General features: G+C 60.7%; 20 protein-coding genes. 7 read left to right on the top strand and 13 right to left on the bottom strand.

Features of this window, described 5'->3' with window-relative positions; translation table 11 throughout:
* Positions 1-274, bottom strand: a 274-nt coding sequence (locus ABSE61_RS12520) for a hypothetical protein (protein ID WP_423871420.1), incomplete at its 3' end; no start/stop codon positions are given.
* Positions 275-689: 415 nt separating this feature from the next.
* Positions 690-2,339, bottom strand: a complete 1,650-nt coding sequence (gene ettA / locus ABSE61_RS12515; protein WP_423871419.1) for an energy-dependent translational throttle protein EttA — start codon at positions 2,337-2,339, stop codon at positions 690-692.
* Positions 2,340-2,812: 473 nt separating this feature from the next.
* Here ettA and ABSE61_RS12510 point away from each other — a divergent pair, with 473 nt between their 5' ends.
* Both ABSE61_RS12510 and ABSE61_RS12505 read left to right on the top strand, forming a co-directional pair.
* Positions 2,813-3,016, top strand: coding sequence for a hypothetical protein (locus ABSE61_RS12510; RefSeq protein WP_423871428.1), 204 nt, complete (start codon positions 2,813-2,815; stop codon positions 3,014-3,016).
* Positions 3,017-3,257: 241 nt separating this feature from the next.
* Positions 3,258-4,217: a D-2-hydroxyacid dehydrogenase family protein gene (locus tag ABSE61_RS12505; protein WP_423871418.1), complete on the top strand. Its 960-nt coding sequence runs from the start codon at positions 3,258-3,260 to the stop codon at positions 4,215-4,217.
* Between the two features lie 41 nt (positions 4,218-4,258).
* On the opposite strand, the gene ABSE61_RS12500 is transcribed toward ABSE61_RS12505, so the two are convergent.
* Positions 4,259-5,542: a L,D-transpeptidase gene (locus ABSE61_RS12500; protein ID WP_423871427.1), complete on the bottom strand. Its 1,284-nt coding sequence runs from the start codon at positions 5,540-5,542 to the stop codon at positions 4,259-4,261.
* A gap of 409 nt (positions 5,543-5,951) precedes the next feature.
* Between ABSE61_RS12500 and ABSE61_RS12495 the strand changes: the two genes are divergently transcribed.
* Entirely contained in the window at positions 5,952-6,800 is an 849-nt protein-coding gene (locus ABSE61_RS12495; protein ID WP_423871416.1) for a hypothetical protein, read from the top strand.
* Between the two features lie 13 nt (positions 6,801-6,813).
* Here the strand turns inward: ABSE61_RS12495 and sseA are convergent, their stop codons facing one another.
* From sseA to ABSE61_RS12480, 3 genes are all read right to left on the bottom strand, one after another.
* Positions 6,814-7,671: a 3-mercaptopyruvate sulfurtransferase gene (gene sseA / locus ABSE61_RS12490; RefSeq protein WP_423871415.1), complete on the bottom strand. Its 858-nt coding sequence runs from the start codon at positions 7,669-7,671 to the stop codon at positions 6,814-6,816.
* 129 nt (positions 7,672-7,800) lie between these two features.
* On the bottom strand, positions 7,801-8,211 hold the full coding sequence (locus ABSE61_RS12485; RefSeq protein WP_423871414.1) for a rhodanese-like domain-containing protein: 411 nt from the start codon (positions 8,209-8,211) through the stop codon (positions 7,801-7,803).
* Positions 8,212-8,372: 161 nt separating this feature from the next.
* Complete coding sequence (locus ABSE61_RS12480) at positions 8,373-9,548, bottom strand: vWA domain-containing protein (protein ID WP_423871426.1); 1,176 nt, start codon at positions 9,546-9,548, stop codon at positions 8,373-8,375.
* A 176-nt stretch (positions 9,549-9,724) separates the two neighbouring features.
* Here ABSE61_RS12480 and ABSE61_RS12475 point away from each other — a divergent pair, with 176 nt between their 5' ends.
* A complete protein-coding gene (locus ABSE61_RS12475) occupies positions 9,725-10,567 on the top strand; it encodes an AAA family ATPase (protein ID WP_423871413.1) in 843 nt (280 codons plus the stop codon).
* Positions 10,568-10,589: 22 nt separating this feature from the next.
* Here ABSE61_RS12475 and ABSE61_RS12470 read toward each other — a convergent pair whose 3' ends face one another.
* On the bottom strand, positions 10,590-11,894 hold the full coding sequence (locus tag ABSE61_RS12470) for an MFS transporter (RefSeq protein ID WP_423871412.1): 1,305 nt from the start codon (positions 11,892-11,894) through the stop codon (positions 10,590-10,592).
* A gap of 120 nt (positions 11,895-12,014) precedes the next feature.
* Here ABSE61_RS12470 and ABSE61_RS12465 point away from each other — a divergent pair, with 120 nt between their 5' ends.
* Together ABSE61_RS12465 and ABSE61_RS12460 are read left to right on the top strand one after the other, a co-directional pair.
* A complete protein-coding gene (locus tag ABSE61_RS12465) occupies positions 12,015-12,578 on the top strand; it encodes a TetR/AcrR family transcriptional regulator (RefSeq protein ID WP_423871411.1) in 564 nt (187 codons plus the stop codon).
* A 139-nt stretch (positions 12,579-12,717) separates the two neighbouring features.
* Entirely contained in the window at positions 12,718-12,903 is a 186-nt protein-coding gene (locus ABSE61_RS12460) for a hypothetical protein (RefSeq protein ID WP_423871410.1), read from the top strand.
* 31 nt (positions 12,904-12,934) lie between these two features.
* Here ABSE61_RS12460 and ABSE61_RS12455 read toward each other — a convergent pair whose 3' ends face one another.
* The 4 genes from ABSE61_RS12455 to ABSE61_RS12440 all read right to left on the bottom strand — a co-directional run bounded on the left by ABSE61_RS12455 (position 12,935) and on the right by ABSE61_RS12440 (position 16,757).
* Entirely contained in the window at positions 12,935-14,569 is a 1,635-nt protein-coding gene (locus ABSE61_RS12455; RefSeq protein WP_423871409.1) for a GMC family oxidoreductase, read from the bottom strand.
* A 35-nt stretch (positions 14,570-14,604) separates the two neighbouring features.
* Positions 14,605-15,201: a GNAT family N-acetyltransferase gene (locus tag ABSE61_RS12450; RefSeq protein ID WP_423871408.1), complete on the bottom strand. Its 597-nt coding sequence runs from the start codon at positions 15,199-15,201 to the stop codon at positions 14,605-14,607.
* A 27-nt stretch (positions 15,202-15,228) separates the two neighbouring features.
* Positions 15,229-16,155: an SMP-30/gluconolactonase/LRE family protein gene (locus ABSE61_RS12445; RefSeq protein ID WP_423871407.1), complete on the bottom strand. Its 927-nt coding sequence runs from the start codon at positions 16,153-16,155 to the stop codon at positions 15,229-15,231.
* A gap of 200 nt (positions 16,156-16,355) precedes the next feature.
* Entirely contained in the window at positions 16,356-16,757 is a 402-nt protein-coding gene (locus ABSE61_RS12440; RefSeq protein WP_423871406.1) for a hypothetical protein, read from the bottom strand.
* Between the two features lie 324 nt (positions 16,758-17,081).
* Between ABSE61_RS12440 and ABSE61_RS12435 the strand changes: the two genes are divergently transcribed.
* On the top strand, positions 17,082-17,291 hold the full coding sequence (locus tag ABSE61_RS12435; protein WP_423871405.1) for a hypothetical protein: 210 nt from the start codon (positions 17,082-17,084) through the stop codon (positions 17,289-17,291).
* 411 nt (positions 17,292-17,702) lie between these two features.
* Here the strand turns inward: ABSE61_RS12435 and ABSE61_RS12430 are convergent, their stop codons facing one another.
* Together ABSE61_RS12430 and ABSE61_RS12425 are read right to left on the bottom strand one after the other, a co-directional pair.
* Positions 17,703-18,137 carry a cupin domain-containing protein gene (locus ABSE61_RS12430; RefSeq protein ID WP_423871404.1) on the bottom strand — a complete coding sequence of 145 codons (435 nt, stop codon included), beginning with the start codon at positions 18,135-18,137 and terminating at the stop codon, positions 17,703-17,705.
* A gap of 321 nt (positions 18,138-18,458) precedes the next feature.
* Positions 18,459-19,112: a glutathione S-transferase family protein gene (locus tag ABSE61_RS12425; protein ID WP_423871403.1), complete on the bottom strand. Its 654-nt coding sequence runs from the start codon at positions 19,110-19,112 to the stop codon at positions 18,459-18,461.
* Positions 19,113-19,242 lie beyond the last annotated feature (130 nt).

Genomic DNA, 19,242 nt, shown 5'->3' with positions numbered 1-19,242 from the left:
GGAATTCAACCTCACGATCGGGATTCTTAGCCACGGCCGCCGAGAGCACCTTGAGATGATTGCCTAACGAGCTCCAAGTGTGCGCGCCGAATTTGATACTCCGTATTACCTCGTCATACGCCTTGAGAATGGTTTCATCGGGATCCTGCTTAAAAAAATCAAAACCTTGAGCTTTGGCCAAGCGCTCAACCAGAAATGAATGAACGTCTGTTGAAGAGACCCGATCCTTAGATGGACTCCACCATTCTGGAAACTGATACTTCGTCAAAAACATCAAATAAGGACGCTTCCTCTCCCGAATGTTCATCGTCGCGTGAAGAAGAGCATACTTTTGGACCTGCTCCAACTTAACGGTCGAATCAACCTTGACTGACTATAAATACGCGAACCTCATCCGATTCGATGAGAACGTCAGGCTGAGTAAATTTCGTCTCAGAAGGAAATTTCAATTCAAGGGCCTGAGAGGCAAGTTCAGAGTCTACAAAACCACATTCTGTCAGAGACGATCCTATCGTGGCCGATGACGCAAATCGAAGGAAAGCATTCATGTTTCCTGGCCCGATCTTCAAATTCCTTCATAGAGCCTGAAAGATGCTGCGGCTCCCATTTGTAATGAGCGATGATCCGGTAAAGCAAATTTGAAAAGCTATTGTCGTTCATACACGCTCTTCAGATGCAGCAGACCAGCCCTACCTCGTCAGCTTCTTGTACTTCACCCGATGCGGGATGACGGAATCCTGGCCGAGCCGGCGCATCTTGTCCTTTTCATAGTCCTGGAAGTTGCCTTCGAACCACTCGACATGGCTGTCGCCTTCGAAGGCGAGCATGTGGGTGGCGATGCGGTCGAGGAACCAGCGGTCATGGCTGATGATCACAGCGCAGCCCGCAAAATCCTCCAGCGCTTCTTCCAGCGCGCGCAAGGTATCGACGTCGAGATCGTTGGTCGGCTCGTCGAGCAGAAGCAGGTTGGCGCCGGACTTGAGCATCTTGGCCAGATGCACGCGGTTGCGTTCGCCGCCCGAGAGCGCGCCGACCTTCTTCTGCTGGTCGGCGCCCTTGAAATTGAACGAGGAGCAATAGCCGCGCGAATTGACCTCGCGCTTGCCGAGCAGGATCAGTTCGTTGCCGCCGGAAATTTCCTCCCACACGGTCTTCTTGGCCTCGAGATCGTCGCGCGACTGATCGACATAACCGAGATGCACGCTCTCGCCGACCGCGATCGTGCCGCTGTCCGGTTTCTCCTGGCCGGTGATCATCCGAAACAGCGTGGTCTTGCCGGCGCCGTTGGCACCGATCACGCCGACAATGCCGCCCGGCGGCAGCTTGAAAGTGAGATTGTCGATCAGGACGCGATCGCCATAAGCCTTGGTCAGGCCTTCGAAGTCGACCACGTTCTGGCCGAGCCGCTCGGCGACGGGAATCGTGATCTGCGCGGTCTGCGTCTGCTTCTCGGATGCCTGCTTCAGAAGCTCCTCATAGCGCTGGTAACGCGCCTTGGACTTGGCCTGGCGCGCCTTTGGCGAAGCCGCGATCCACTCCTGCTCGCGCGCCAGCGTACGCTGATGCGCGGCGTCTTCGCGGCCTTCCTGCTCAAGCCGCTTTTGCTTCTGCTGCAGCCAGGACGAATAGTTGCCTTCGTAGGGAATGCCCTTGCCGCGGTCGAGTTCGAGAATCCAGCTGGTGACGTTGTCGAGGAAGTAGCGATCGTGGGTGACGATCAGGATTGCGCCGGGATAGTTGCGCAAGTGGCCTTCGAGCCAGGACACGGATTCGGCATCGAGATGGTTGGTCGGTTCGTCCAGCAGCAACAGCTCGGGCTGGTCGAGCAAGAGCTTACACAGCGCGACGCGGCGCCGCTCACCGCCCGAGAGTTTGGTCACATCGGAATCGTCAGGCGGACAACGCAGCGCGTCCATCGCCTGGTCGACCTTGCTGTCGAGATCCCAGAGGCCGCCGGCCTCGATCTCGTCCTGCAATTTGGTCATCTCGTCGGCGGTTTCTTCCGAATAGTTGACCGCGAGTTCGTTATAGCGGTCGAGGATCGCCTTCTGCTTGGCCACCCCCAGCATCACGTTCTCGCGGACGGTCTTGCTGGCGTCGAGTTGCGGCTCCTGTTCGAGGTAGCCGACACGCGCGCCATCGGCGACCCAGGCCTCGCCGTTATATTCCTTGTCGAGCCCGGCCATGATCCTGAGCAGGGTCGATTTACCGGAACCGTTGACGCCGAGCACGCCGATCTTGGCGTCGGGATAGAACTGCAGATGAATGTTATCCAGCACCTTGCGGGTGGGATAGCTCTTGGTCAAACCCTGCATGAAGTAGACGAATTGGCGCGCCATCGGGGCCCCTGGAATACGGATTTTTAAGGATGTTTAGCTTGGGGCTGATGTAGCGGCGCGGCCCCCAAAGGGCAACCGCTAGTGGCCCGATTCTAACATTCGCACCCCTTCGCGGCAGCCACTTTCGCGAATGTCAGAATCAAAGGGCCACCAGCAAATACAGTTTCTAGTGGAGTTGTGGATTTGACATTCGCTTGGGAACTTCGGGCTAGCGGGAGGCGAATGTCAAATCCACTCCACTCGTGCCCCGAATCCGAAGTTCGCCGCCCTTACCGCACCATAGCGGGTGCTGCGCCCCGCGGGGTGGCGGTTTTCCCTCTGTTCACCAGTGCTCCAGTAAGAACACCGATCGCGACAATTGAAACCTTCTTTTAATAAGTTGCGTCCGAAACTCCTGCCAGCGCTCGAAAAAAGCGCTCCGCCCGTCAGAAGACGCGGGAAAAAAGACAGGATTCGTCATGGTAAGCAGCGATTTGGCGAGCATCGATTCGGCATCCCTCTCCTCCCCGGCAGACCGCCGCGACGGACACACCCATCCCTTCGCCGGAATCCGGGCCTTCTTCGGCGCGTTCTTCGCCAGGGCTTTCGACCCCTACCGGCCGGAACTGCATTACATGCGCGGACCGGGCCCGGCCTGCCGTGCCAAGCAGGCCAGCGCCCGCCGGAAGGCGAACTGAGCTCAACTTCCGCTGTCATTCCGGACGACGCGAAGCGGCAATCCGGAATCTCGAGATTCCGGGTCTGGTGCTAACGCACCATCCCGGAATGACGACAATTTCCGGCCTTCCCACCCTCTCCAACCGCAATTTTGATGACGAGAGCGCTTGCCTGAAAAAGCGCCGCGCGCGACCATGCCACCATTCTTTCGAAGACGCGCGCGATCCGGCGCCGTCCTCATCACTATGAATGGATCTCGCCATGACGCGGCTACGCTGTGCAATTCTCGATGACTATCTCAATCTCTCGCTCAAACTCGCGGACTGGTCCAAAATCGAGGATCGCGTCGACGTCACCGTCTTCAACCAGCCGTTTGCCTCGGGCGAAGCCGCCGTCAGCGCGCTGAAGGATTTCGAGATCATCCTGGCGATGCGCGAGCGCACGCCGTTTCCGCGCGCGATGTTCGATCAGCTGCCCAAGCTGAAGCTTTTGATCACCTCGGGGATGCGCAACGCCGCGATCGACATGGCAGCCGCCAAGGATAGAGGGGTGGTCGTCTGCGGTACGAATTGGCCGCGCGATCCGACCGCGGCGCTCACCATGGGCATGATCCTGGAACTGACCCGCAATATCGGACGTGAAAACGCCCGCATGCATGCCGGCGAATATCTGCAGAAGCATGTCGGCATCGAAATTGACGGCAAAACGCTGGGCGTGGTCGGGCTCGGCAAACTGGGCGCCAAGGTTTCGTCCATTGCGAAAACGTTCGGGATGAACGTGATCGCCTGGAGCCCGAACCTGACGGCCGAGCGCTGCAAGGAAGTCGGCGTGACCTATGCCACCAAAGAGGAGCTGTTCTCGACCGCCGACATCATCACCATCCATATGGTGTTGAGCGACCGTTCGCGCGGCCTCGTCGGCGCGGCCGAACTCGGTCGCATGAAGCCGACAAGCTTCATCGTCAACTCTGCGCGCGGGCCGATCATCGACGAGATGGCGCTTCTGGAAACGCTGAAAGCGCGCAAGATCGCGGGCGCCGCTGTGGACGTGTTCTCGGTCGAGCCGCTACCGGTCGACCATCCCTTCCGCAAGCTCGACAACCTCGTGCTGACGCCGCATCTCGGCTACGTCACGCAGGAGACCTTCATCGCCCACTACACCCAGATGGTCGAAGGCATCGATGGCTGGTTCAAGGGCGAGCCGGTGCGAAAGCTGGCGTAAGCCGGCGGTCATACAAAAAGGCGCGCCTTTTGTAATTTTCTTTAGCGCACCGTCACCGGCGGAGGCAGCGGCGGCACCGAGGCCGGTTGCGCACCGGTCGCGCCTGGCGCCACGGCCGGACCGGGCACAGGCGCCGCGGACGCCGTGGTGGTCGAGCCGGGCGGCGGGCTGCCGGGCCACACGACCACGCGGGTGCCGACCTTGACGCGATCGAACAGGTCCGAGACATCCTCGTTCAGCATGCCGATACAGCCCGAGGATACGAACTTGCCGATCGTCGACGGCTGGTTGGTGCCGTGAATGCGATAGACGGTATTACCGAGATACATCGCGCGCGCGCCCAGGGGATTGCCCGGACCACCGGCCATGAAGCGCGGCAGATAGGGCTGGCGTTCGATCATTTCGGTCGGCGGATGCCAATCCGGCCATTCCGCCTTGCGCGAGATCTTCTGCACGCCGTTCCAGGTGAATCCGTCGCGGCCGACACGGACGCCGTAGCGGACCGCGCGGTTGTTGCCCAGTACGTAATAAAGATAGGTGTTGGGCGTATCGACGATCAGCGTTCCCGGCGGCTCCTTGGTGACGAAATTCACTTCCTGCCGGCGAAGGTTCGGCGGCAGACTGACGGGTGCCGCATCCGGCTGCTCTTCCGGCGGCAACAGTGAAGCGGATCGATTTTCCGGCCCCTGAGGGGCAGCGCCTTGCGGCGGCTGAACGCTACCGGTGACATTACCACTCAAGCCCACGGCGGCGGGCGGGCGAGAGCCACGACCGTAGTCATCGGCGGGATCATAAGCCGGCTGCGGCGGCGGACCGGCGGGGCGGTCGGCATAGATGACCGCCGGCGCATCCGTGCGGCCATAGCGCGGATCATCGGGCGACACCACGGGACCGGAATAGCCGCCCGGAGGCGGCATGGGACGGCCGTAACGCGGATCGTCCGGCGACATCACAGGACCGCGGTCCGAATAAACGCCGGGAGGACGGCCATAGCGGGGATCGTCGGGCGACTGGATCGGACGGCCCTGGTCCGGATAAACCGGGCGGCCGCTGTAACGGGGGTCGTTCGGCGACAGCACGGGACCGGGCGGCGGCAGCGCGGTCGAACCGGGACCGCCATTTGGACCGTCGTCGTCGTCCAGCACGTCGTATTCCTGCGGGCGGGGCGCGCCACGATAGTCCGTCGGATAGCGGGACGGCGGATAGGGCGAATAGACCGTCCCCGGGGGCGGATAGCCCTGCGCCGACGCCAGCGAAATCCCCACGGCCTCTACCGCCAAGACGGCAGAAACCGCGGCACAAATCGTCAGAATGCAATTGGTCATCATTACTCTTGTATAGCCCCAAGCCCTATATAACCAAAAGGCGCCACCGGATCGTTAACGGGAGATGACGTAAGATCGCGGCGCATTCAAGACAATAACCGTTATTGACGGCCGGCTCGACCCTTCGTGATGGGGCTCGGAACCCGGTTTTTGGCCGGTTTTGGCGTCGGCAGGAACGGTTCCCCTGATCAGCCGGACCGCGGCCAAAGACTGCGACCAAGATTGCGACGAATACCTGCGGCGGCGAAGTGACAGTCCGCCTTCCGATTTCGAATCGCGGCGAGATTTCATAAGCGCCGCAAAGCCGTTGCGCTATTCTTGAATGCGCGTGATTCGTGCGCGTTAAATCACCCGAACCCAGTGGCCACCGCGTTCCCGTTCGCCAGCTTACGCAAGAATCCCGCGCGCCATGCTTCCCGGTTTTCGTTTCCTGTTCGCAGCGATCATGTTGTCGATGTCGCTCCTCGTTTTCGGGCTGGGTGCGGCCGCTCTGCTGCGCGCCGCTCATGAGTCCTTTGCCAGCAATTCCTCCTGGCGCGCGGCGCCGGAAGTCTCCTTCGCCCAGCATCCCGACACGACGCTGCCCATGCTCGCCACGCTGCGCATTGAACCAACCACCATGGAGAAGGCAAGCGAACCCGCGAAGGTTACGGCCGTGCCCGCCGACCAACCGCCGCCTGTCGCCGAATCCGCCGGCATCGAACAGGTCGCGGCCTTAAGGCCAACGGAAACGCCGCGGGCAGAGATCGCAAAGGCCGCCGACGCAGCCTTGCCGCTGCCGACCGAAGAAAATATGCCAGCCGCCGAGGCCACCTCGGTCGGGGCCGTATCGCCCACAAGCGAAACTACCCCAGCGGCCGACGTGCAAAAAATGACGGTGGTCGCAGCTGTGGATACCGCACCGGCCGGGAGCGAGCCAGCAACGGCTCAGGCTGAGCCGGCCCTCCTGCCGCCGGCAAATCCGACGTCCGCGACTCCGGCGACGGCCCCCGGGGCCGATGTCGCCACGACAAAAATCGCCACGCTTGGCGGGCCGCCCGTCGACATCGCCGATGCCGCATCGGCCTCCGTGGTGAAATCCGATCGCGCCAAACCCGGTGAAGGTGTGATCAAAAAACGCGTGCACGCCCGGCGCTCGCCACACCGGCGCAGGCTTGCCGCACGCGCGCGGCTTCTGGCACTCCAACAGCTTCAGGCCAATCCGTTCGCGCAGCCGCAGCCCTTCCCGCCGGCCCCGCCCTCGGCACCCCGCCAATAACAGCGGGGAAGTATCAGGCAGGACCTGTCGCGATCGCGGGACCGTCGGCCTTGCCCCATTCCGACCACGAGCCGTCATAGAGCGCGGTGTTCTCGACGCCGAGCCGGTAGAGCGCGAGCGTCAATACCGCCGCAGAAACGCCCGAGCCGCAGCTGGTCACGATCGGCTTCGCTGTATCGACGCCAGCGCCAGCAAAGGCCTTCTTCAACTCCTCGAGCGGCTTCATCGTGCCGGTCGAAGCATCGAACAGGTTGTTGTAGGGCAGGTTGAGCGCGCCCGGAATGTGACCGGCGCGAATGCCCGGCCGCGGCTCTACGGCGCGCCCCTCGAAGCGATCCGCCGCGCGGGCGTCGATCACCTGCTCGGCACGGCTTGCGACATTGGCGATCATCGCTTCGATCGAACGCACGCGCTTTGCATCATAGCTGGCGTCGAAGGTGGCTGGTTTGGCCGTCACCTCGCCGGCCTCGACAGTGCGCCCTTCCGCGCGCCATTTCTTCAGGCCGCCGTTGAGAATGCGGATATCGCGGTGGCCGTAAGAGAGGAACATCCACCACACCCGCGGGGCCGCAACCCAGCCGCCGGCATCGTAGACCACGACGGTGTCGCCATTCGAGATACCGAGCGCGCCGACATCGCGGCCGAATTGCTCCGCACTCGGAAACATATGCGGCAACGGGTTGGAATGATCCGACACCGCATCGACATCGAAATACACGGCACCCGGAATATGCGCGGCGAGATAGTCGTCCTTCGGCAGCGGCAACATGCCGGGCAGTTTGAAGGTGGCGTCGAGGAGCTTCACCTTCGCATCTTTGAGATGCTCAGCCAGCCATTCAGTGGAGACAAGAGGGTCGTTGGTCTTCGTCATAGATTAAGACTCCGTTTTCTTGTCATGGCCGGGCTTGACCCGGCCATCCACGTCTTTCTTGTTTGATGAAGACAAGACGTGGATGCCCGCCACAAGGCCGGGCATGACGGCTGTGTTGGTGGCGATCTTTCAAACCTTTTTCGGTTCCCATTTTTCGGTCGGGCCGCCGGCGTCGCGCCAGGCGGCAAAGCCACCAGCCATGTGCGCCACTGGCTTCAAGCCCATGTCCTGCGCGGTCTTGGCCGCGAGCGCCGAACGCATCCCGCCCGCGCAATGAAAGATGAATTTCTTGTCCTGCTGGAAAATCGGCTTGGCATAGGGACTGGCCGGATCGATCCAGAATTCCAGCATGCCGCGCGTGCAGGAAAAGGCGCCAGGAATCTTGCCGTCGCGCTCGATCTCGCGCGGGTCGCGGATATCCACGATCACGACCTCGTCGCTTTGCGCGGCCTTGATCGCCTCAAGCGCGCTCACAGTTTCGATCTCGGCATTGGCTTCGTCGACAAGGGATTTGATCCCGCGATGGATGGTCTGGGGCATAAACCGTTTCCTTACCTCTCGGGCTACCTGTCTCGGACGCGGTGCAGCGTTCTGACGATGCATCGCAGAGCTGGGACCCACGCACAACTCTAATAGGCCCCGGCTCTGCAGCGCACCGCTCAAGCGCTGCGCTACGTCCGGGGCACGCAAAAAACCCGTTTCTATCGCACCAATTCCTTCATCGCGTTCTCGAGCCCCTCGATCGTGATCGGGTACATGCGATTGGCGAAAATGCGTTTGATGATGGTGGTCGATTCCGAATAGTCCCAATGCTTCTGCGCGACCGGATTGAGCCACACCGCGTGCGGATAGGTGCGCATGACGCGCTCGAGCCAGACGGAGCCTGCTTCTTCGTTGACGTGCTCGACCGAGCCGCCCGGCACCATGACTTCGTAAGGCGACATCGAGGCATCACCGACGAACACGACCTTGTAGTCGTGCGGATATTTGTGCAGCACGTCCCAGGTCGGGGTGCGATCCGTAAAGCGCCGGCGGTTCTGCTTCCACACGCCCTCATAGAGGCAGTTGTGGAAGTAGAAATATTCCATGTGCTTGAATTCGCTTTTCGCCGCCGAGAACAATTCCTCGACCTGCTTGACATGGGAATCCATCGAGCCGCCGATATCGAAGAACACCAGAACCTTTACTGCGTTGCGCCGCTCGGGACGCATATGTACATCGAGATAGCCGTGATTGGCGGTTTCCTTGATCGTGGTGTCGAGATCGAGTTCGTCGGGCGCGCCGGTGCGGGCAAATTTGCGCAACCGCCGCAGCGCGATCTTGATGTTGCGAATGCCCAGTTCGACATTGCCGTCGAGATCCTTGAACTCTCGGCGATCCCACACCTTCACGGCGCGGAAATTGCGGTTCTTTTCCTGGCCGATCCGCACGCCTTCCGGGTTGTAGCCATGGGCGCCAAAGGGTGACGTGCCTGCCGTGCCGATCCACTTGTTGCCGCCCTGGTGACGGCCCTTCTGCTCTTCCAGGCGCTTGCGAAGCGTCTCCATGAGCTTGTCCCAGCCCATGGCTTCGATCTGCTTCTTTTCTTCCTCGGTGAGGTATTTTTCGGCGAGCTTCTTCAGCCATTCCTCGGGAATATCGGCCTTCTGCATCGCATCGAGCAGGCTTTCCAGCCCCTTGAACACCGAACCGAACACGCGGTCGAACTTATCGAGATTGCGTTCGTCCTTCACCAGCGTGGTGCGCGCGAGGTAGTAAAAATTCTCCACGGAGTGCTCCGCGAGGTCGGCGTCGATCGCCTCCATCAACGTCAGATATTCGCGCAGGGTCACCGGGACCTGCGCCTCGCGCAGCGATGTGAAGAATTGCAGGAACATACCCTTCAGATTGCCCGGCAGACTGCCTACGTCAAGAGCAGCCAATGCGGATCTGGGTAGCCGGCCCGTCGGCAACGGTCTGGACCTCAAGGGTTTTTCAATTACATTGGCTACAACGACCGCCGGATGGGCGGTCGTTTCATGTTCGAGGCTCACGTTACAGGGCGATATAGGCGATGAAATTTACCGGCACCAAGGACTATGTCGCGACCGATGACCTCAAGGTCGCGGTCAATGCCTCGATCGTGCTCGAGCGGCCGCTTCTGATCAAGGGCGAACCCGGCACAGGCAAAACCGTACTCGCCGAGGAAGTCGCCAAGGCGTTGAAAGCCCCGCTTTTGACCTGGCACATCAAGTCCACGACCAAAGCCCAGCAGGGTCTCTACGAATACGACGCGGTGTCGCGGCTTCGCGACAGCCAGCTCGGCGATGCCAGGGTTTCCGACATCAAGAATTACATCAAGCGCGGAAAATTGTGGGACGCCTTTGCCAGCGAGCAGCGGCCGGTGCTTCTGATCGACGAAATCGACAAGGCCGACATCGAGTTTCCCAACGACCTCTTGCTCGAACTCGACCGCATGGAATTCCATGTCTACGAGACCGGCGAGACGATCAAGGCGAGGCAGCGCCCGATCATCATGATCACGTCCAACAACGAGAAGGAATTGCCGGACGCATTCCTGCGCCGTTGCTTTTTCCACTACATCAAGTTCCCCGATGCCTCTACCATGAACCGCATCGTCGATGTGCACTTTCCCAACATCAAAAAGCGCCTGGTCGAAGAAGCGCTGCGCATCTTCTTCGAAGTGCGCGAGGTGCCGGGTCTGAAGAAGAAGCCCTCGACCTCCGAACTGCTCGATTGGCTGAAGCTGCTGCTGAACGAGGACATCACACCGGAAATGCTGCGCGAGCGTGACCCGCGCAAGCTGATCCCGCCGCTGCACGGCGCACTGCTGAAAAACGAACAAGACGTGCACCTGTTCGAGCGGCTGGCCTTCCTGAGCCGGCGCGAAGTCTAGCGCCCATTCGGTTCTGATTGAATCAGAACCGGGCTCTGGTCTTTGTTTGACGCGTTTTCTTAACGCGAACCGGCTTCCACTTCGCTTGAAAACGATATCTCTCCGTCCACAGCGATGCCATCATCGAGATGAAGGCGAGCAGGATAATGACGGCGCCGTAGATATAGGCCGTGGTCGCAAGCCCGATCTGCGGCACGGACAATCCGGCCACGACCGCGGGCACGGCGAAGGCGAGATAGGATTGCAGATAGAACGCCGATAGCAGTCCGGCGCGCTGATGCGGTTCGGCGGTGGGCAGTAGCGCACGCAGCGTTCCCGAAAAAGTCGATCCGAATCCGGCGCCGGCGATCATCGTCCCCGCCAACAATGCCGCGACTTGCTGCTGCTCGATTCCGATCATCGTGATGGCCACGCCCAGCCCCAACGTGCTCGTGCTCAGCACAATCAGGCGCCGCACCGGCCAATTCCGGGATGTCGCGACCGCGATGGCCGCGGTCAGCATCAACGCCGCGACGACCACGCCGCCGACCCAGGGCGAGGCGATGCCCATGGCGGTCGCCACCACGGTCGGCATCAGCGAGAGATAGAGGCCGCCGAGCGACCATGCCGCAACATTGGCCGGCGTGAGTCTGGCGAGAATAACCCGCGACTGGGGCGGGACACGGACCTGCGGACGCAGCGACGCCAGGGCGCCAATTTTTCGCGTGCTGCTTTCGGGCATGACATACAGCAGTGCGATCAGCAGCACCGTCAGTCCGAGCAGAACCTCATACACGCGGTGCAACGGGTCGGACGCGAACGTAATCAGCGCCGCCGCTCCGAGCGAACCGGCGGTCATGCCCAGAAACGCCGTCACGCTATTGAGGAGAGGTCCGCGGACGCGGTTGGTATCGAGAATGGCAGCTCCCAACGCAGTCGTGCCGACGCCGACGCTAAGGCCTTGTACCATTCGCGCCAGGATCAATTGCCCGACGCCCTGCGCCTCCGAGAACAGCACCATCGCCGCGGCGTTCAGCAGCAAGGCCACCAGGATCACCGGGCGGCGGCCGACATAGTCGGACAAACCACCGACCGTCAGCAGCGCCGTGAGCAGGCTCGCGACATAGCTCGAGAACACAATCGTGATCCAGAACGGGGTGAGATGCATCGACGCCTGATAGAGATGATAAAGCGGCGTCACCGCGCTGCTGCTGGCCGCGATCAGCATCGCGCCTGCAAAACTGAATACGGTCATGGTGGCGCGCGTCAGGGTGCGGGCGGAGCTTTCCGGGACGGTAACGAGCGCGTCGGCGGCCGCGCTGGACGAATTTGCCTGACAGGCTTGCATGGGAGCCTCCTAAAGCTAATATATTGCCTTAGGCATATAGGAGCCTGAGGGCTTAAAGCAAATTATTTGCGTTAAGGTCGACCCTCGTTTGGGCATGGCAAGATTGCAGGGAGCGAAAGCGTGACCGTCAGGGAGTTCATTCGGGTCGGCGGGCGAAGCGCACGGATTCAGAGCGCCGTGCACGCGGCGGTACAGCGTCTCGCCGCGGCAACTTCCCGGGACGAACTGACGGTTCCGCAAATCGCCGCCGCCGCTGGCGTAACGCCGTCGACGATTTACCGGCGGTGGGGCGATCTGTCGGCGCTGTTCGCCGACGTCGCCGTGCAGCGGCTGAGGCCGATCGCCGATCCCGAGGACACCGGCGCCATGGCGTCGGACCTGCGGACGTTCATCGAACAATTCATGGAAGAAATGTCGTCGCCGGTCGGCCGCGAATTGCTCAGGGACGTATTTTCTCAAGCAGGGGCCCACACCGTTCAGTGCGGAGGCTTTACCAAGGAACATCTGACGACGATCGCCGAGCGGGCCAAAGCGCGCGGCGAGGTGCCGTTCGATGTCGATGAGGTGCTCGACCACGTGGTGGCGCCGATCATCTATCACATCCTGTATGGCGACCGGAAACTGACGCTGGACTACTGCCATTCGCTGCTGGACCGGGTCCAGTCGCTGCCGCGAAAGACGTGATCAGTTCAACGGTGCGAGAAGTGTAACGGCGCCGATTTATAATAAAATCTGCCGCGAATTGCGGTCGCTCCCGGTGAGAAGCGTAAAGTCCTGCTAACGTACGGTTGGCCTGAACCTGCGAGCAAACGGAGATCAGATCATGCCCGATTGGATTCTTGCACCTATTTGCGTGGTCGTTCTCGTGGGCTTTATCGGCTATGCGTTTCGTCAGGGCATGAAAGTTAGTCCGGATCGGAGCAACAGCAATTTTGGACCTACTCAAAACGACGGTTGGTCGGGTGGATCCGACGGCGGATCGGCAGACGGCGGCGGCCATTCCTTCTGAATGAGACGCCTCAAATCATTGCGAGGCGCACTCAGTTAAACGTAACCGCCTCCAGCGGCGTCTTGCCGCGAATGAGATCGCTCGCCTTGTCCGCAATCATCTGGGTCGACGCGTTCAGATTGGCCGAAATCATCCGCGGCATGATCGAAGCATCGACCACGCGCAAGCCTTCGAGGCCATGAACCCGCAACTGGTCGTCGACCACGGCCCATGCGGCATCCGCAGGGCCCATGCGGCAGGTGCAGCCGGGATGGAACGTCGTGGTGCCGCGCTTGGTGGCGGCTTGTAGAAAATCCGCGTCGGTCTGCACGTCGGGACCGGGGAAATCCTCGTAGTCGTAATACTGCGACAGCGGCTCCGACTTCAGTAAGCGCCGTGCCAGCTTCATGCCGGCGACGATGACGCGGCGATCGAGTTCGGCGGTGAGATAGTTGGTCTGAATGATCGGCGGCGCAAACGGATCGGCCGAGCGGATGCGAACATAACCGCGGCTTTCGGGGCGTTGCTGCCAGGAGGTGACGGTCATGCCCGGCAGATCTTCCAGCGTGCCCTGCACGCCTTCCTTGTAGCTCGCGGGCGTGAATGTCAGTTGCAGGTCGGAGCTTTCCGTGGTCTCGCCGGAATGCCAGAAGCAATAGACCATGGTCGGCGACAGCGACAGCAAGCCGCGGCGCGTCGTCGCCCATTTGATGGCTTCGCCCACGAGACTGAGCCCGCGCCGGCGTTCGTTGATGGTCTTGATGTTCTTGACGCGTGCGACCGAGCGCGGCGCGTAGTGATCCTGCAATCCCTCACCGACGCCCGCGAGCGCATGACGCACCTCGATGCCGTGCGATTGCAATAGCTCGGGCGAACCGACGCCGGACAATTGCAGAAGCTGCGGCGAATTATAGGTGCCGCCGGAAAGGATCACCTCCTTGGCCGCGCGTACCTCGTGCAGCGTGCCGTTCTTGCCGCCGCGCCGGTAACGCACGCCAATCGCGCGCTTGTCCTCAAAGATGATTTCGGTCGCATGCGCGTGCGTGCGCACATCGACATTGCCGCGCTTGCGCGCCGGATGCAGAAAAGCGGTGGCGGCGCTGACACGAAGGCCGTTCTTGATGGTGCGTTGGGCGTAGGACACGCCTTCCTGGATCGCGCCGTTGTAATCGGGGTTGCGCGGAATGCCGAGTGAGATGGCACCCGCCATGAAGGCCTCACACAGCGGGTCCTGCCAATCCATGGTGGTGACGGTGAGATTGCCGTCACGGCCGCGAAAGGTGTCGTCACCGGGGCCGATTCGATGCTCGAGCCGCTTGAAATACGGCAATATATCCGAATAGCCCCAGCCGCGGTTGCCGAGCTGCGCCCAGGTGTCGAAATCCTGGCGCTGGCCGCGGTTATAGATGTGGCCGTTGATCGACGACGACCCGCCGAGCGTCTTGCCGCGCGGCGCGTAGATGCTGCGGCCGCTGGTCCACGGCCCCACCTCCTGCTGATAGGCCCAATTCACGCTGCGCATGTGGAAGGTCTTGATGAAGCCGGCCGGCAAATGAATGTACGGATGCCAGTCGCGCGGACCCGCCTCCAGCACGCAGATTTTGGCCGCGGAATCTTCGCTCAGGCGATTGGCCAGCACGCAACCGGCCGAACCTGCACCGACGATCACATAGTCGAACTTATCCATGATTTGTTTCCGGGGCCTTTTTGTTCTCGCGCGTTTTATGTTCGCAGCTTGTCGTTGAGCTGAAACGTGAGATGCGCCTTCGCCGTCGGCCATTCCGAGGCGATGATGCTGAAAACAACGGTGTCGCGCAGCGTGCCGTTTGGCGCAATCTGATGGTTGCGCAAAATACCGTCCTGCTTGGCGCCGAGACGCTCGATGCCGCGCCGGCTTTGGTGATTGAAGAAATGCGTGCGGAATTCGACCGCGATGCAATCGAGCTTTTCGAACGCGTGCGTCAACAGCAGCAGCTTGCACTGGGTATTGAGCGCACTGCGTTGCACCCGCTTAGCGTACCAGGTCGATCCGATCTCGACGCGCCGGTTCGCCGCATCGATATTCATGTAGGTCGACATGCCCGCGATCCGGCCGTCGGCGTCGAACACGGTGAAGGGCAGCATTGGGCCCTTGGTCTGCAGGCCCAGACGGCGATCGATTTCCTTCGCCATATCTTCGGGCTTCGGGATCGCCGTGTACCAGAGCTTCCAAAGATCGCCGTCCTTGACGGCTTCCGTCAGCCCGGAGACGTGCGCGTGCGACAACGGCTCGAGCCGCGCATAAGGGCCAACAAGCGTCACCGGTTCAGGCCAGGGCATTAATGTCTCCTCTCGGCGAAGCAGCCGTCACCTATTCAAAAAATTCAGCGGCAAACCCGGCCGCGCCCAGTCCATTGCCGCAAGTTCGCCCTTGCCGGACAGCGTAATGTAGGCCGTCTTCAACCCCTCGCCGCCAAAGGCGATGTTGGTGGTGACGCGATCACCGGTCGGCACCTGTTCGATAAGCCGGCCATCAGGCGCGATCACCGAGATGCAGCCTGAGACCAGCGTCGCGACGCAGACATTGCCGCCCGCCTCGACCGCGAGCGAATCGAACATCTGATAGCCGCCGAGCCCCGCGATCGGCCTGCCCCGCTCGCCGCGATAGATCACCTCGCGCGGCTTCACCGTGCCGGGCTCAGGAATGTCATAGGCCCACAATCGCGCGGTCGGCGTCTCCGCGATGTAGACGGTCTTCTCGTCCGGCGACAGCCCGATGCCGTTCGCGGGCAGGATGCCATGCACGCCCTCGACGATCTCCTTCATGCCGGGCTTGAGATAATAGAAGGCGCCGACATCCATGTCGCGGGCCCGCCGCTTGCCGAGATCGGAGAACCACAGGCCGCCATGCTTGTCGAAAACCAGATCATTTGGTCCGCGTAGCGCGTGCTCGCCGCATTTCGTCACGACAGTCTCGACCTTGCCGGATTGCAGATCGACGCGCTGGATCGAACCGCCGAGATAATCCTCGGGCTGCGGTCCCGGCATGATCATCTTGCCGGTTGGAATCCAGGCAAAGCCGCCATTGTTGCAGATGTAAATTTTGCCATCGGGGCCGAGCGCCGCACCGTTGGGACCGCCGGGAATTTCCGCAACCACTTTCTTTCGGCCATCAGGATAAACCCGTGTCAGCCGTTTCCCACGGATTTCGACCAGCACCACGGAGCCATCCGGCATCACCACCGGGCCTTCTGGAAATTCCAGGCCGGTAGCGAGCACGCGAAGTTCGGCCATCCATTCCCTCCCGACTTTGTTTGCTTGAGCATGATCTTTATTCGGAAAACCGGCTTCCACTTTTCCGGATCATGCTCGATGCGCGCCTGCGGCCAGGCCGGTCGCGCAACGTTTGAACAACGTTAGGGCAAAGCCCTTGGGGCTTGCAAGCAGCCGCAACGCATGTTTGCGTTCGCGTAACGCGAGGCTGCTTCGAGTTTTTACTTGCCGCCCTCTTTTACCGCCCCGTCTTTGGCGGGCGTTTCCTTGGCAGGTATTTCTTTGGCGGTCGTCTCTTTTGCGGGTGGCGTATCGGTCTTCTTCGCATCCCCCGCCGGCTTCGGCTGCGCGGCCTGAAGATCGCTCACCGTTTTTTGCAGCGCGGTGAGATTCACTTTCAACGCCTCGATCTGACGGTTGGCCGCATCGAGTTTCTGCTGATGGTCAAGCGTCAGCTTCACTATTGTCTTCTGAAGAAACTCGACATTGCTTTGCAAACAACTGGTGCGCCGCTCCATGGTCTTTTCGACGGTGCAGATTTCGATGCCGGGAACGTCCTGCGCGTGGGTAACGCTCGCGCCCAGCGCCACAGCGCCTATGCCGAGAATAAACCGGCCGATCATCGCAAACCTCGTTTCAATCCAAGCCTCGTTTCAATCAATGTCTCCAACATATGTCGCGCAGTAAACTTGTTGAGAGTAGCTTTTCATGGCTGAAAGCTACCACACTGCGACCTCAATCACGCATTGAGCTTGATCGACGCTGACGGAAACGGGACGAGTGCAGCGAACTTGAAGTTCCTATCAGTTTCGCTGCAAATTCGTCATAGGAACTTCAAATTCAAGGCCGCACTAGAAATCGATAATTGCTAGAGCTCCTTTGATTCCGAAGTTCGCATCGGAGACTGCCGGCAATATCACGCGAACTTCGGAATCGGAGCTCTAGAGATGGCAACGCGCGAAAAACGGCTGGCCCAATTCGATGGCGAAGGAGAGCCGCCGCCGGGTCTGCCGGTCCAGGTGTTATGCGAGGACCAGAGCGGCACCTATGAGCTGCCGTTTGCCTGCAGCTTCAGTAACGGCGCCTGGCGCAACCATGAGTCCGGCGGCACGTTGGAGGCGACCGTCATCGCCTGGCGGCGAGTTCGGCGAATTTGAAGTTCCTGTCGGTATCGCGGCAAGTTCGTCATAGGAACTTCAAATTCGAAGCCGCTACTCGAAACAATAGGTTGCTAGAGTTCCTTTGATTCCGAAATTCGCATCGGAGGCCGCCGCGATTGCTTGCGAACTTCGGAATCCGAGCTCCAGTGCCGCGTCTGATTCAACCCCGAACGCGCTCAACCTGTCTCAAAACGCGACGCCTGAGTGGCTCAACACGATCGGGCATTAATAGGTTGGAACGCGCGTGGAACGAATCGCGCCCGAATCAGATGAACGGGCGCGTGCCCCGATGTTCACGGCTAGATATCGGCCTGGATGAGATGGTCAGCACTACATCCAGACCACTTGCGCGCGGCGTCAACCGATAACGCCTCGGAATCGTTAATCGCCGAGGGCGTTACAAAGCGGCTACTTCCAGGGCGTCACCGGCGGCACCTTGTCGGTGGCCGGCGGCATATCGACGGTCTTGAAATCGGCCGGGCTGACGATTTCGAGATATTCCATGTCCGGCGAGTAATCGAACAGGTAGTGCGTGATCCCCGGCCGCTGATGGACGACATCGCCGGCCTGCACCAGCGTCGGTTTGTCCTCATACATGAAGCGGGCCCAGCCCTTCATCATGATCACGATCTGAAAATCGCAATCATGACGATGCCAACCGGTGCCGTCTTCCGGCGGCATGTCGGCATTGGCCTTGACGAGATGGCAGATCACCTGCCCGCCGGTCGCCGCCGCGATGCCGAGGTCGCGATACAGGAAGAAGTCGCGAAGGCCTCCGCCCTTGAATTCGGTATCGGTGGGTTTGACGTGGGAAAATTTGCTGACGGCCGCATGCTGGTTCATCTCAGGCCTCCACCACTGTTTGACGCAAATCGCGACAATCGCCGGCGTCCAATTTTTTGGCAGCACGGATCGGCGCGTTCAAAGCGTCGTGTTGCTATGCGAAAATCACGCCAGCCGCGTTGCACTGCGGCGATTTCCGGGATCATGGCGCCTGGCACCACGAAGCTGTTGGATGCGGTCCGGAATTTCGGTCAGGCGATTTTTGCCGGTAACTGACGGCCAATCGCGTCGGTTCAAAAAGCCAGTCCCGATGGCATGAAGTTGAGCAAGGCACGCCTTACGCGTAAGCCGTGCAAACAGGCAGAGCCGGGCGCGCGCTGCCTAATAATCCACCTCAAGCTCTTCGATATCGGAGGGTTCAGCCTTCGCGGCCTCAATCCATTCCTGCATTTCCGGCATGCCCAGGATGACGTCGGCATACTGCTTCATCCGCGCATCGAGCTTGACGTCATAAGTCTTGAAGCGGGTCACGACCGGCGCATACATCGCGTCCGCCATGGAGCGCTCGCCGAACAGGAACGGGCCGCCCGACTCGGCAAGGCACTCGCGCCAGATGGTGCAAACGCGGTCGACGTCGGCCTGCGCGCGCATCCAGATCTTGAAGTTGGGGAAATGCCCCTTGAGATTGACCGGCAGCGAAGCCCGAAGCGTCGTGAAGCCGGAGTGGATTTCGCCGCAAATCGAACGGCAATGCGCCCGATGGACCCGATCGGCGGGCAACAGCCCGGCATCGGGCCGGATCTCGTTGAGATACTCGGCGATCGCCAGCGTATCCCATACGGTCGCGCCCTCGTGCCGCAAGCACGGCACCAGGATGGTCGGCGACAGCAGCAGGATTTCGGCCCGTGCCGAAGGGTCATCCGGCGCGGTGACGATCTCCTCGAATTCCAGCCCCGAAAACCGCGTCAGCAACCAGCCGCGAAGCGACCAGGACGAGTAGTTCTTGCTGCTGATGGTGAGTGTCGCCTTTGCCATTTGGCCTTTCCTTACCGGGCTTACCCGCTGGTTTACCCGTTATTTTCCATCGTTTCTTCCGTTTTCTCCATTTTTTTTAGCAGCAAGCGACGTGCCAGTTTTTTGGGCTGTTTGACTCCGCCGTGGCTTC

The organism is Bradyrhizobium sp., assembly GCF_049519115.1.
Taxonomy (GTDB): domain Bacteria; phylum Pseudomonadota; class Alphaproteobacteria; order Rhizobiales; family Xanthobacteraceae; genus Bradyrhizobium.
This window is presented reverse-complemented; position numbering and strand designations above follow the sequence as displayed.

Bases quoted from the DNA above. Each gene is read 5' to 3' on its own strand.
- ABSE61_RS12475 (WP_423871413.1), top strand. From the start codon at position 9,725: ATGAAATTTACCGGCACCAAGGACTATGTCGCGACCGATGACCTCAAG.
- ABSE61_RS12445 (WP_423871407.1), bottom strand. From the start codon at position 16,155: ATGGCCGAACTTCGCGTGCTCGCTACCGGCCTGGAATTTCCAGAAGGC.
- ABSE61_RS12470 (WP_423871412.1), bottom strand. From the start codon at position 11,894: ATGCAAGCCTGTCAGGCAAATTCGTCCAGCGCGGCCGCCGACGCGCTC.
- ABSE61_RS12495 (WP_423871416.1), top strand. From the start codon at position 5,952: ATGCTTCCCGGTTTTCGTTTCCTGTTCGCAGCGATCATGTTGTCGATG.
- sseA (WP_423871415.1), bottom strand. From the start codon at position 7,671: ATGACGAAGACCAACGACCCTCTTGTCTCCACTGAATGGCTGGCTGAG.
- ABSE61_RS12425 (WP_423871403.1), bottom strand. From the start codon at position 19,112: ATGGCAAAGGCGACACTCACCATCAGCAGCAAGAACTACTCGTCCTGG.
- ABSE61_RS12480 (WP_423871426.1), bottom strand. From the start codon at position 9,548: ATGTTCCTGCAATTCTTCACATCGCTGCGCGAGGCGCAGGTCCCGGTG.
- ABSE61_RS12450 (WP_423871408.1), bottom strand. From the start codon at position 15,201: ATGCCCTGGCCTGAACCGGTGACGCTTGTTGGCCCTTATGCGCGGCTC.
- ABSE61_RS12430 (WP_423871404.1), bottom strand. From the start codon at position 18,137: ATGAACCAGCATGCGGCCGTCAGCAAATTTTCCCACGTCAAACCCACC.
- ABSE61_RS12460 (WP_423871410.1), top strand. From the start codon at position 12,718: ATGCCCGATTGGATTCTTGCACCTATTTGCGTGGTCGTTCTCGTGGGC.
- ABSE61_RS12435 (WP_423871405.1), top strand. From the start codon at position 17,082: ATGGCAACGCGCGAAAAACGGCTGGCCCAATTCGATGGCGAAGGAGAG.
- ettA (WP_423871419.1), bottom strand. From the start codon at position 2,339: ATGGCGCGCCAATTCGTCTACTTCATGCAGGGTTTGACCAAGAGCTAT.
- ABSE61_RS12440 (WP_423871406.1), bottom strand. From the start codon at position 16,757: ATGATCGGCCGGTTTATTCTCGGCATAGGCGCTGTGGCGCTGGGCGCG.
- ABSE61_RS12455 (WP_423871409.1), bottom strand. From the start codon at position 14,569: ATGGATAAGTTCGACTATGTGATCGTCGGTGCAGGTTCGGCCGGTTGC.
- ABSE61_RS12485 (WP_423871414.1), bottom strand. From the start codon at position 8,211: ATGCCCCAGACCATCCATCGCGGGATCAAATCCCTTGTCGACGAAGCC.
- ABSE61_RS12505 (WP_423871418.1), top strand. From the start codon at position 3,258: ATGACGCGGCTACGCTGTGCAATTCTCGATGACTATCTCAATCTCTCG.
- ABSE61_RS12500 (WP_423871427.1), bottom strand. From the start codon at position 5,542: ATGACCAATTGCATTCTGACGATTTGTGCCGCGGTTTCTGCCGTCTTG.